This window comes from Arachidicoccus rhizosphaerae (genome assembly GCF_900107765.1).
GTDB lineage: Bacteria > Bacteroidota > Bacteroidia > Chitinophagales > Chitinophagaceae > Arachidicoccus > Arachidicoccus rhizosphaerae.
In genome coordinates, this window is sequence record NZ_FNQY01000001.1 from 92,245 (window position 1) to 105,776 (window position 13,532).

General features: G+C 44.3%; 9 protein-coding genes. 7 read left to right on the plus strand and 2 right to left on the minus strand.

Features of this window, described 5'->3' with window-relative positions; translation table 11 throughout:
• The first annotated feature begins 17 nt into the window (after positions 1-17).
• Complete coding sequence (locus BLU80_RS00315) at positions 18-911, plus strand: sugar phosphate isomerase/epimerase family protein (protein ID WP_091391988.1); 894 nt, start codon at positions 18-20, stop codon at positions 909-911.
• Between the two features lie 150 nt (positions 912-1,061).
• Here BLU80_RS00315 and BLU80_RS00320 read toward each other — a convergent pair whose 3' ends face one another.
• Positions 1,062-1,853, minus strand: coding sequence for an alpha/beta hydrolase (locus BLU80_RS00320; RefSeq protein WP_091391990.1), 792 nt, complete (start codon positions 1,851-1,853; stop codon positions 1,062-1,064).
• A 971-nt stretch (positions 1,854-2,824) separates the two neighbouring features.
• Here BLU80_RS00320 and BLU80_RS00325 point away from each other — a divergent pair.
• Positions 2,825-3,787, plus strand: a complete 963-nt coding sequence (locus BLU80_RS00325) for a TolB family protein (protein ID WP_091391992.1) — start codon at positions 2,825-2,827, stop codon at positions 3,785-3,787.
• Positions 3,788-3,852: 65 nt separating this feature from the next.
• Here BLU80_RS00325 and BLU80_RS00330 read toward each other — a convergent pair whose 3' ends face one another.
• A complete protein-coding gene (locus BLU80_RS00330; RefSeq protein ID WP_091391995.1) occupies positions 3,853-5,289 on the minus strand; it encodes an AAA family ATPase in 1,437 nt (478 codons plus the stop codon).
• 270 nt (positions 5,290-5,559) lie between these two features.
• Between BLU80_RS00330 and BLU80_RS00335 the strand changes: the two genes are divergently transcribed.
• The 5 genes from BLU80_RS00335 (at position 5,560) to BLU80_RS00360 (ending at position 13,339) form a co-directional block, all read left to right on the plus strand.
• Complete coding sequence (locus BLU80_RS00335) at positions 5,560-7,755, plus strand: heavy metal translocating P-type ATPase (protein WP_091391998.1); 2,196 nt, start codon at positions 5,560-5,562, stop codon at positions 7,753-7,755.
• Positions 7,756-7,951: 196 nt separating this feature from the next.
• The gene (locus BLU80_RS00340) at positions 7,952-9,838 is read left to right on the plus strand and encodes a glycoside hydrolase family 35 protein (protein ID WP_091392001.1); all 1,887 of its coding nucleotides are present in this window, start codon (positions 7,952-7,954) and stop codon (positions 9,836-9,838) included.
• A gap of 176 nt (positions 9,839-10,014) precedes the next feature.
• On the plus strand, positions 10,015-11,160 hold the full coding sequence (locus tag BLU80_RS00345; RefSeq protein WP_091392003.1) for an endonuclease/exonuclease/phosphatase family protein: 1,146 nt from the start codon (positions 10,015-10,017) through the stop codon (positions 11,158-11,160).
• 223 nt (positions 11,161-11,383) lie between these two features.
• Entirely contained in the window at positions 11,384-12,892 is a 1,509-nt protein-coding gene (gene cysS / locus BLU80_RS00355; RefSeq protein ID WP_091392008.1) for a cysteine--tRNA ligase, read from the plus strand.
• A 45-nt stretch (positions 12,893-12,937) separates the two neighbouring features.
• Positions 12,938-13,339 (plus strand): cupin domain-containing protein, encoded by a 402-nt coding sequence (locus BLU80_RS00360; protein WP_091392011.1) that lies wholly within the window; start codon positions 12,938-12,940, stop codon positions 13,337-13,339.
• Positions 13,340-13,532: the final 193 nt, after the last annotated feature.

A 13,532-nucleotide genomic window follows, 5' to 3' on the forward strand; every position in this document is an offset into this window, starting at 1 on the left:
ATCATAAAATTTAAAACATGACAACAAGAAGAAGTTTTTTAAAACAAGCAGGTATTGTTACCGCCGGCGCCTGGCTTATGCCGCATCTGGCCTGCACTTCTGGCGCACCTAAAGGTGAGGTCGGTATTCAGCTGTACACCGTCAGAGACGTCCTGGTCAAAGACCAGAAAACGGTCCTGGCACAGGTGGCAAAAGCAGGGTATACTTTAGTTGAACCCTTCGGTTTCAATAAAGACAATGGTTATTTTGGAATGTCCACCAAAGACCTTAAAAAAGTACTGGATGACAATGGCCTGAAGGCTCCCAGCGGACACTATGACATCAACAGCTACTTTACCAGCGGTGCTACGGAGGATCTGGATGCCTGTATTCAGGCCTGTCATGATCTGAGCAGCGAGTTCTTAACCATCCCCAGTCTTTCTGAAGAGGCCAAAAAGGATCCGGACACCTGCAAAAAAACAGCAGAAACCATGACCAAAGTGGCAGAAATCCTTAAAAAAGAAGATCTGAAACTGGCTTATCACAACCACAATACAGAGTTTACTCCCTTTGGCGATACCTATGGCTATGAGATTTTCCTCAAAGAGTCCGATCCGAAACTGGTCTTCTTTGAGATGGATCTTTACTGGCTGGTCAGGGCGGGCAAAAAGCCGGATGATCTCTTTAAAGAATTCCCCGGCAGATTCCCCATGTGGCATGTTAAAGACATGGATAAAGCAAATCCGGATCAGAACACGGAAATCGGCAATGGCAGCATCAATTTTGTCGATATTTTTGAGCACTCAAAAGAGTCCGGCATGAAGCATTTCTTTGTAGAACAGGAAAACAATTACAAACCGGATATTATCGGATCTATTGCTGCAAGCAATAAATACATAAAAGAAACCCTGATCCCCAAGCTGCCTAAATAAGATCAGAAGCAGGCCTCAGATAGGGATTAGATTATGCCTTTTAGAAGGCTGCGTCCTGATTGAACATAAAAACCGCGTCCGTCCAAATGATTAAACTCATAAAGACTAACGCGGTTTTTATATGGAAATATACGCCCTTTAAAACGCAGTTCATTTAGCCTCCGCCGCCGCCATAATCACTTTAGCGACCTCCTCAGGCCTGGACATAAAAATCACGTGATTGCCTTTAAGTTCGGTAATTTCGGCTCCCGCTCTCTTATACATATTTCTTTCCGTAACAGGACTGATCGCCTTATCCTCCCTGGCCACAACGGCGTAAGTAGGCTTTTGTTTCCAGGAAGCATTTTCTACGGTCTCATCAAAACATTTACCGGCTATAGGCGCCTGTGATTTACACATAAAATCACTTTGCTCGGCACTCAGATCCGCGGCAAAACCACTCGGAAACTTAGCCGTTTCAAAATACACCAGTCCGTATTTATCCGGCTTTGTAAATCCTGCTGCAGCGGTTAACGGCACCTCACTTTCAAGGCCGCCTGCAGACTCTCCCAAATCCGGCGCAAAAGCGGCCACATATACCAGGGAAGCCACTTTAGGATCGTTTCCGGCTTCAGTGATAACCATGCCGCCCCAGGAATGGCCAACCAGCACCACCGGTCCCTGCTGCCTGTCCAGGACACTTTTAGTATGTTTCACGTCATCATTAAGGGAAGTAAGCGGATTTTGCACAATAGTTACATTAAAGTGCTTTTTAGTCAGGATATCATAGACCGCCTTCCAGCCGGAGCCGTCAGCAAAGGCTCCATGCACGATAACAATGTTTTTGGCAGGCCTTTTAGCCTCCTTTGTCTGGGCCTTCGCAGGAAGTATGGCCATCCAGCACAAAGCAGTCAAAAAGAACACTGTGGTTTTAAGGAAAAAGGAGCTTTTAATGATTTGCATGATTTTCTTTTTACAATTGTTGAATAATTTTATATACCCAATTAAGCAAACAAGGATCTGATACTAAAAACCATTTGTAGATGATTGATTAGTCAATATCCAGGTCGTGTCATTTCTCTGCTTTTAATTGACAAGTCAAAAGTATAACAGGGGCTTTTCTGGCAGAAGGACGATTGCTTTCAAGCGGACAAAATCATGGCTCAAACGGAAATTTAAGGAGATGAATAAAACAAGCAAATTACCCTTTGATAAAACATTATCTGTCTACTAATTTTTTATTCAACAGTTTATGGATCTTACGGCGTGTACCCATAATCAAGATTACTATATTTTACCAAGTTGCGGCATAACAAGGTCTTCGAGACTTCTTTTTATCATTTTCATGTAATACTGACTATTTGTTGACTACATTGCGATCAATATTGTCAATATATTGACAACACGAATTAAAAACACTTTAATTAATTGATTTACAATATATTACTTTTAGGATAAATGTAAAAATTGTTGCTGAATCAAGAATAATCAGGCTTTACCCGCTTCTCTTGCACAATATTTTATCTGTCTTGAATCCTTTGCTGTAGATCTGCTTTTAAACGGTCATTTTCGGCTGTAAGCATTGATATTATTGAGTCTTGTCTTTGATTGCATTATGAAGGACTGAAATGGTTGATTCTTGTAACTCATTAACCTTTAGTAGACTACTATGGGTCCGGCCGACGGTATCTTCTTGTTTATACGCAGTAAAATTTGATTGATCCATCTAACCAGTCAGTTTAATTGCAATTGACGGCTCTAATGATCCGTTCCTTTAATCAGGGCGGGACAATTTTAAATGTTTATTTTCAGCAATATATTGACAGCAAAAAAATAAAAGCCCAACTACGATATTGTCCTTAAATTTGACATACATCTTACCCGGGCTGGTTATAACCTGTATAACCGGCACTCGACACCTAAATTTGCGCGCTATGAAACGCTTAAAAAAGACGCCTTTATGGATGCTCGCGGCCTGTATATTATATAGTCTATTGGCCTGCAGCAAGACAAGCAACGGAAACCCTGATTCAACGAACAATCCCCTGGCAGCACTTCCGGGAACCATCTATTATAGCTGGTCAGACGAAGGGGTTTATAAGTATCCGTTTAAAAGCCAAAAAAGAAGCACATTTTTAGCCGAAGACCTGAACCGCAACAGCTGGGATATCAGCCGGGATCAAAATTATGTCCTGGAATGCTCAGGCGCGGATGGAGATTACGATGCCAGTCTTTTTACCCTGTCCACCATCAGTGATGGACAACTGTACAAACAATTTAGGTATTACGCCACCGGCGGCGATATTGCCGTTGGCAGTTTATCGGCAGACGGCAGTAAAATAGTCATGCAGCCTACCTTTAATGACGGCATTGTTGTCACGGATCTTACCGGAAAAGTCATTCAGAAAATACAAACGGTCAATAGTGAAAAAATAACAGAAAACCCTGCCTGGACAAAAGACAGCCGGCTTATTTTTCAGTTTAAGCAGTTACTGCTCCAAACCAATCAGCAGTTTGATCAGGTCAGTACGGTAAAAACATTTGATAACACCAACTGGAATACGCCTGTTCCTTCCAAGGATGGCGGGAAAATAGCCCTGGTAAAAGAAGGTCATATTTGGCTGATGGAAGCTGACGGAAGTTCGCTTCAACAAATCACCAATAGTCCGGCTGAAGAATTACCCCTTGATTTTTCTCCGGACGGAAAGTACTTACTGATCGGAACGGATTATCACACCACCGGCCCATTTGGTAAAATGTTTTACCTCAAAATTATTCCGGCAGATGGCCGGCTTTATCAGGTAGCGGACAATAAAGAGTCCGAAGGCGTAATCCCGGTTAAAGCACCAGGCAGCAGCAAAATTGAGCCTGCCAACAATAAAGCCGTCTGGCGATAAGCAGCATGGCGATGTAAAACATTTCATTGTCCAAAATGATCCCCAAAAGGCATTTCACCTCTCTTTTATGACAACTGGATAAACAAATCAGATAAGGTCAGACTTTTTTGAACAATGGACTTTGCATAAGTGTTATCCTTTAGACCAAAAGGGGTTATAAAGGTTAAAAATATTGATTTATTTGTCCCTGTGGCCTCTCTAAATACATGAACTTTGTCTTGTAAATCCTCTGCATATTGCTTACTAATAACAAAGGCCTTATGGGAAAACTTTATCTCACATACATTGACAACATCATCTCTTCTGTCTATTAATAAATCTATCTGACACCCTTTATCATTATGTACTCCTACCCAAGAGGGGGAACTAGTCTGAACCGAACCAATATCCATGGCTTTTTTTATTTGGCGAATATGTTGCATGCAGACCATTTCAAATGCATAACCGCTCCATGCTCTATATTTTGGATCATCAATGGATAATAGCCAGTCTTTTTTCTCCAGGTTATCTGGATCTTCCATAAAACTTAAATAAAACAGGCTAAAAAAGTCCACCAGCTGAAACAGTGCATTTTTTTTTCTGGCGCCAAATGGTAAATACGCTTTCACAAAACCGCTTTCCATCAGCTCCTTAAATAACCTTGTGGTGCTGCCTGCATCTGGGAGCTGGGTAATTTGTAGTATCTCGGTTCTGGTTAGACCCTTTCTTTTAGTACTCAGTGCCCGGATAATCGCTAAATGCTGTCCTGAATTTTTAAAAAGAGAACTGTAAAGTTCATTAAATTCATCCAGGAGTTTCCCCTTGCGGTTAAAACAAAGATCCTGAATATTTTGCGTTGCACTCTTGCTCGTATCAATAAGGTCTAAATAAAATGGCACCCCTCCAAGCGCCATATATAGCTGAGTAATCTGATAATTTTCAAACCCTCCCCCCCTTAACTTAAAAAAAGAGGCGCACTCAGCTAAATCAAATGGTTCCATTTTTATTTTTGAAGTCAGTCTGTTATGCAAACCGCCCCTGCTTCTGATCAACCGATGGATCATCCATGACGCAGAAGACCCACAAACAATCAACAGAATTTTTTTGGTGCTGGCATAAGAATTCCAGAAAAACTCCAGCGCTTGAATAAAATTAGACCGAGGCGTATCAAACCACGGTAGTTCATCCAAAAAAACAATCAGTTTCTCCTTTTGAGAGATGGATTCTAATAGCTTTTCCAGTAATTCAAATGCATCAAACCAATCCTTTGGCATTTCAGGTACAAATTCATCATTGAAATTATATTTTAAAATGGCTCTATAAAACAGCTTAAGCTGCACCTTCATCGGTAAATTCGCTGTCCCTGTAAAGTAAAAATCAAATTTATGGGCAAACAGTTCCTTCACTAAAAAGGTTTTCCCAATTCTACGCCTACCATAAATGGCAATAAATTCAGGGCGGTTAGAGCTTTGAGCTCTTTGAAGCTCTTCCATTTCTTCTTTACGACCAACAACTTTGTCCATCCTATTGTTTCTTTTAATTTTTCTATTCCTGCTTACCTACTCATTGGGTATTGGATCTTTTCCTAAGCTATATTTGGCGGAATCTATCTTTTTTTGACACATTCCGCCAAATATACACTATAATTGGCGGAATTATATTTTAATTAACATACCTGATCCTCCCCAATTCCTTTTCCTTTTGCCAGACTAACAGCAAAAGCGAATCAGGCAACCGGAACACACAAATAGCCGTACTTTTGTATCCGTGGGAATCGACAACATAATTAGCTAATGGACAATCAAATCGAATGGAAAGTCCGCGGCATGACCTGTACCAACTGTGCCATGTCCGTAGACAAACAACTCAAATCATTAGGCCTTAAGGACGTAGAAGTAGATTTTATGCAGGGTCTGGTCCGCTTTCAGGACACAGATAAAATTTCACTGGATAAAATCCAGGACGGGATACAGGGGCTGGGATTTAAAGTAGAAAAAACAGCAGATCAAAATAATCCGGCCGAAACAACCCTTGCAGAAAAACTGCTGGGAACGCCCTTTAAACGGTTTATTTTCTGCCTGATCTTTACGGTTCCCTTATGGTTGCATATGGTGCTCCACCTGGGCATATTACATAACCCTATATTTCAATGGGCATTATCCACAGTTGTCCTTATTATTGGATTGGCGTATCTGGGCAGAAGCGCCTGGCACAGCCTTAAAAGCAAGGTCGCCAATATGAATGTCCTGGTTATCCTGGGAGCGCTGGCTGCCTATGGATACAGCCTGTATGGAACCCTTACGGGAAGACCCGAAAACTTTATGTTCTATGAAACCAGCGCCACCATTCTGACCCTGGTTTTTATGGGTAATTATCTGGAATCCAGGACCGTTGCCAAAACCCAGGCCTCCATTAAAAGCCTGATGCTCCAGCAAACCATTATGGCAACCATGCTGACCTATGGAGCGGACGGCACAGAGATGACCTTTCAGGTGCCTAGTGAAGACCTGAAGGTCGGCGATCTGGTCTTAATTAAATCAGGGGAGCTGGTTCCCACGGATGCCAAGATTTTATCCGGCCAGGTAGAGGTTGATGAGTCCATTCTGACCGGAGAGTCCCTTCCTGTCCATAAATCCAAAGCAGACATCTTAATAGGTAACAGTCAGATTGTCTCCGGCAACGTCAGGGCTTATATCAACGCCACAGGCAAGGATACGGTCTTACAACACATGCTGCGGCTGGTGGAAAAAGCCCAGCAGCAAAAGGCCCCCATGCAGTTGCTGGCAGATAAAATTAGCGCAGTATTTGTGCCTGCTGTATTAATACTGGCGCTAGTAGGCTTCTTACTGAATTATTTTATAGGCGCTGGCGGTTTTACCGAGGCGCTGATGCGCTCCATTGCCATGCTGGTTATCGCCTGTCCCTGCGCCATGGGGCTAGCCACGCCGGCAGGCATCGCGGTAGGTCTTGGAAGGGCTACCAAAAAAGGTATTCTTTTTAAAAATGCACACGCCCTGGAAAACTTCCGCTATATTAAAAACATTGTTTTTGACAAGACGGGGACGCTGACTACGGGCAAATTACAAATAGACGGCTTTCAGCATATAGAGACCATAACGGACGAAGGTTTTAAACAGATTTTATATAACCTGGAAAAATATTCCAGTCATCCACTGGCTACAACCATCCTGCAGGCTTTTAAGGCACGGCCGGGAACAGCTGTAAGCAGTGAGCAGGATATCCGGTTTTCTAAAGTAGAGGAGATTAAAGGAGAAGGCATGCGGGGCGTCACCAAAGAGGGCGTCACCTATTACGCCGTATCCGCAAGAAAAGCCAGAACACTGACGGCAACAAATGCCGGGACAGGTACCGATGCCACTGCCATGACCATTGACCCCGCCCGTCATTTATACCTGCTCAGAGAAACAACCATTATCGGCTGGGTCAGCTTTAAAGATGAGATCCGGCCGGAAGCCGCTCAGACCATTCAGACACTGAAAGCGGCCGGTTATAGCACCTACCTTGTTAGTGGTGACAGTAATGCGAACTGTCAGGCGGTGGCCGGCACCCTGGGGCTGGATCATGTCTATAGCGAACAAAGCCCGGAGCAAAAGCAAAAAACCATCCGGGACATCAAACAACAGGCACCGGTCGTTATGATTGGTGATGGCATTAACGACAGCCCGGCCCTGGCGGAAGCCACCGTAGGGGTCTCGCTCAGCAGTGCTACCCAGATTGCCATGCAGACGGCTGACGTGCTTTTAATAAGAGAAGGCATCACCCATCTGCCATTAGCCCTGGGACTGGGCAAGCATACCTATACCACCATCCGGCAAAACCTCATCTGGGCCTTTACCTACAATGTGCTGGCCCTGCCTGTGGCAGGTCTCGGACTACTCAGCCCTTCTTTTGCGGCCCTTGCCATGGGGCTTAGCGATGTGGTGCTGGGTTTTAATTCCATCAGACTTAGCTGGAAAAAGGTCATATAATTCTAACAAAAACGTTTTTGCGGCACCCCTGCCCAACTTTAACCTTTTTATGCAAACGTTTGTCCTGGTTAAATGCGACGCAGGTCCTAAACATTTATTATTTTCATGGGTCACACATAATCACTTTATAACTTTACCGGGCACGGCCGGCATTTTCCTTTCCCAGCCGCCCCAAACATTAACTATTTAGGACACGATGAATCAAAAGAAGAGTTTTCTGACACTTGCATTCGGCCTTTTTGCGCTATGTGCAAGCAGTTTTGCACAGAAAAAAACAGCCAAGCACAGTTTTGAAATCAAAAACGGCGCCTTTGTTTATGACGGCAAGCCTATCCAGATCCATTCCGGAGAAATGCATTTTGCCAGAGTACCCCATCAGTATTGGCACCAGCGCTTACAAATGATGAAAGCCATGGGTCTGAACACAGTAGCCACGTATGTTTTCTGGAATTTTCAGGAAACGGCTCCCGGTGTCTGGGATTTTAAAGGAGACCATGACCTGGCAGGGTTTGTCAAGGCAGCACAAGAGGAAGGCATGATGGTTATTTTACGCCCCGGCCCATACGCCTGTGCAGAATGGGAGTTCGGCGGTTTCCCCTGGTGGCTGCAAAAAGCACCCGGCATGGTCGTACGTACCAACAACCAGCCTTTCTTAGATTCCTGTAAAGTATACTTCAGCAAAATTGCCGACCAGGTGCGTGATCTGCAGATTACACATGGTGGTCCCATTATCATGGTGCAGGCAGAAAATGAATTTGGCTCTTATGTGGCCCAGCGTAAAGATATTCCTTTAGAGGAGCATAAAGCCTATTCCGCTGCCGTTAAAAATATACTAGATGAAGTAGGCTTTGATGTGCCTTTATTTACTTCGGATGGCAGCTGGCTGTTTAAGGGCGGCACCATCGAAGGGGCCCTGCCTACCGCCAACGGAGAAGATAATATCAAAAACCTGAAAAAGGTCGTGAATGAATACCATGGCAATAAAGGTCCTTATATGGTGGCAGAGTTTTATCCCGGGTGGTTAGACCACTGGGCTGAACCCTTCCCTAAAGTGTCCGCAGAATCAGTGGCCAAACAGACAGAAAAATACCTGCAGGACACCGTTTCCTTTAACTTTTATATGGTGCACGGCGGAACCAATTTTGGATTTACTGCCGGCGCCAACTATGACGGTAACCATGATATCCAGCCGGATCTGACCTCTTATGATTATGATGCACCCATTAGTGAAGCGGGCTGGGTGACCCCAAAATATCAGGCCATCCGTGAACTGATGCAAAAATATGCGCACTATGAGATCCCGGCCATCCCTAAACAAATCCCCGTTATAGCCATCCCTTCTATTCAGCTGACGCAGTCTCAGAACCTGTTTGACCTTTTAGCGAAGAGTGAGCCGGTTGAAAATGATACCCCGATGACCTTTGAAGATTTAAATCAGGGTTACGGCTATGTCGTATACCAGAAAAAGTTTGTACAACCCATCCAGGGCACCTTAAAACTCGACGGCCTGAGAGACTATGCCATGATCTATGTCAATGGCAAACAGGTAGGAGAACTGAACCGGTATTTTAAAAATTACAGCATGGACATTGACATCCCGTTCAATGCGACACTTACCATTGTCGTAGAAAACATGGGACGTATCAACTACGGTGCTGAGATTGTCCATAACCTGAAAGGGATTATTAAACCGGTGACCATTAATGATATGGAAATTACCGGTAACTGGCAGATGTATAAACTGCCCATGGAATCCTTCCCGGAAATTAACAGCGGTAAATCGGCGGTTACGGGCAATCCCGCTCTTTATAAAGGCAGCTTTGATTTAAAAGAAGTAGGAGACACTTTCCTAGACATGCAGGACTGGGGCAAAGGTATCGTCTTTGTCAATGGTCATAATTTAGGACGTTACTGGAAAGTGGGTCCGCAGCAGACCCTGTATCTGCCCGGCTGCTGGCTGAATAAAGGTAAAAATACCATCCAGATTTTTGAACAGCAAAATGAAAAGCAGCACACGGAACTCAAAAGTATAAAAACGCCGGTTCTGGAAACTTTGAATCTCCCGAAAAAATCGGACGCTTAAATCTGCTTTAATACTTATAAGTAACTAAGAGCCTGACTATTACAAAATATAGTCAGGCTTTTTTTATGTCTTTTAGGGGACGGGATAATTAAACCCTTCGGCCTCCTAAAGTCATCTTTAACATTACTGGCGTCATAAGGCAGGGATTCTGAGTAAAAATTGTCTAAATTTGGCTTATGCCACTGAAGTTCATAAGACGGTTTACCAGAAGTATTCTACTGATTCCCACGGTTTTAGTAGCACTGCTGTTTGTGCTGGCCTGCCTGGCTTCAGAACTGAACCCTGAACGCTGGTGGTTTATCGGGGCATTCAGCCTGCTTTTGCCCTATCTTATTATCATTTTAATATTCGCCTTTATCTTTTGGCTGATCACCAAACCAAAAGCTTCCCTGATTCCGCTACTGGCTCTTTTGATTGGCTGGCGCCAGATCAAAGTCGTGTTTTCTTATCACATGTTCAGCAGCTTTGATACGGAGCATAAAGATCCAAAGACCATCCGGCTGGTCAGCTGGAATGTAGCCTCCATGTACGGGATCAGCCAGCAGAAGTCCAATAAAAAATATGACCGCAAGGAAATTGCGGCTACCATCCAGGGATTACAACCGGATATCATCTGCCTGCAGGAGTTTAACCATAGTGAGACCCAGGGGCCTTATGCAGACAATATCGGTCTGTTTTCCGAGGCTTATCCTTACCATTATTTTTCTAAGGATGTTAACCGCAAAAATGGCTTCTATCAATCCGGCAGCATTATCTTTTCTAAATACCCGATTATCCGGGCTGAGAAGATTGCCTATCCCAAAGGGATTTCTGAAAGCTTTATCTATGCGGATATCTTACACGGGATGGATACCGTAAGGATTTTCAATGTCCACCTGCAGTCCTATAAGTTTAACGCTCAGGACTATCAGGATATTCAGTCCATTAAACACCAGTCAGACTCTACCTTGCAGGCCTCCTACAGTATCTTAAAGAAGATGCAGCTGGCTTATTCCAGAAGAGCCGTTCAGGCATCCATGATCAGAAATGCGGCAGATACCACAAAACTGCCCAGTATTATCTGCGGGGACTTTAACGATGTACCTGCCTCTTACGCCTATTTCAAAATCAAGGGCACCACGAGAAATGATGCTTTTTTAAAGAAAAGCTGGGGAGTGGGCCGTACGTTTTACGCCATTGCCCCAACCCTTCGCATTGATTATATCCTGCCTGAACTCCGCTTTGAGATCAAACAGTTTGATTTAATTGATGAAAACCTAAGTGATCATCTGCTACTGGTGGCTGATCTCAGCCTGAAAAAGGATCCCGAACCTAAATCCTGACCGTAAAAGCCGGCCTCTTTTCATCAAAGTAGCCCCCTTTAGACCTTTTCATGGGAAAAGATCTGTCAAAACTCCCGGTTCACCGACCTATTTTATATAATTTAAAAGTAACTTCGCAGCTGGTAAGCAGCCGGGGGACCGCTTGTGAAATTCAAATCAATTTTACCTATTGGATTCCCTGCATCAGTAATAACCGGCTGCCCGCCTATTTAAACAGTCCTTCATGGAAGCATTACAGATCTATAATTCGCTGACGCGTAAAAAAGAAGTATTTAAATCTATTACACCCGGTTATGTGGGCATGTATGTCTGCGGCCCTACGGTAAGCGGTGAATCCCATTTAGGGCATGCCAGACCTTATATCACCTTTGATGTCGTGAACCGTTATTTGCAGCATTTAGGCTATAAAGTACGCTATGTCCGTAATATAACGGACGCCGGTCATTTTGAGGAAGAAGGCAGAGAGGCAGAAGATAAGATCTCCAACAAGGCTTTTTTAGAAAAGCTGGAACCCATGGAGCTGGTTAAAAAATATACCGATTTGTTTCACTGGGGCATGAAAGAGTTCAATACGCTCTCTCCCAGCATTGAGCCGACGGCTACCGGCCATATTGTAGAACAGATCGAAATGATTAAAAAAATCATGGCAGACGGCTACGCCTATGAAGTAGACGGGTCTGTATATTTTGACGTAGAAAAATACAACCGGGATTTCTCCAAAAAAGATTTGCCCTATGGCATCTTAAGCGGACGTGTGCTGGAAGACATGCAGGAAAGCAGCCGCGAATTGGAAAACCAGGAAGAAAAAAGAAACAAGGTGGATTTTGCCCTTTGGAAAAAGGCCCCTGCTAAACATATTATGCGCTGGATGAGCCCCTGGGGTGAAGGTTTTCCCGGCTGGCACATCGAGTGCTCAGCCATGAGTACCAAATACTTAGGCAAAGAATTCGATATTCACGGCGGTGGCATGGACCTGCAATTCCCCCATCATGAGTGCGAGATCGCCCAAAGCGCCGTCTGCAATGACAAAATCCCTGCCCGTTACTGGATGCATAACAATATGATTACCATTAACGGCCGTAAAATGGGAAAAAGCTACAACAACATTATTAAGTTTACGGAACTCTTTAGTGGTAACCACCCGATGCTGGATCAGGCCTATCACCCGATGGTGATCCGCTTTTTTATCCTGCAGACCCATTACCGGTCCACGCTGGATTTCAGTAATGATGCCCTGAAGGCAGCAGAGAAAGGGCTGCGCAGACTGATGGAAGGTTTTGAGACGCTGGGCATCCTGAATGTTGAAAGTCCGGAAAATGCAGCGGATGCGACGCTCGATAAAAAGGTCCGAAGTCTGATCACAGAGATGGATGATTTTATGAATGACGACTTTGGCACCGCCAAGGTACTGGCGAACCTCTTTGAACTGGTACCTGTCATTAACGGCATCAAAGACGGGCATATTAAAAAAGACGCGATCAGCCAATCCACCATGGAGCTGTTTAAAAAACAAATGCAGTTGTATGTGGAAGATATTTTTGGGCTGAAAAAAGTTTCTGAACATGCAGGAGAACAGCTCAATGGCGTCATCCAGGTCTTAATTGAGCTGCGTAAAGAAGCAAAAACCAAAAAAGACTTTGTAACAAGCGACCGTATCCGTAATGAGCTGGCGGCCCTGGGCATCCTGCTCAAAGACGAGAAAGGCGGTAACGTCTCCTATCAGTTTGAATAGGCGGCCGGCATACCATTATTTTACGATCTAAGCCCTTATAAAAAGATGAGTAACCCACTACAGGTTGTGGACAGCAAAAATATCGATACCCCTTCTTACCAGTGGGGGCCGGGGTGTCTTGCCTGGGTACTCAGCCAAACAGCCGGATGTACGATCAAAGAAGAACAGATGGCTCCAGCCACCAGAGAGCAGCTGCACCTCCACAAAGCGGCCACCCAGTTTTTTTATATACTGGAAGGGGCAGCCGATATGTATGTTGACTCAAAAATTTTCTGCCTAAGGGCTGGTCAGGGCCTGGAAATCTCTCCCATGTCCACACATTATATCGCCAATAATACAGAAAATCAATTGCGTTTCTTAGTGATAACCACTCCGGGAGAACCGGCGAAGGGTAGCCACAGCAGCGACCCCAATGGCGACAAAGACCGGGAAAATCTGCCCGGATAAAGTTAACAATCCCTGATTAGACGCCGCTATCTAGTCAGAAAAGGCGATTTGCTACCGGAAAGCGACCAGACAAGTCAATATGCCCGCTGCCGAACACTTTTTGTCCGGTTTTGATACACCTCAGCCATCCCAGGCCACGCAAGCAACACATAATCAATAAAATACATAACAGGCATGCTTTTATAGGCGAATG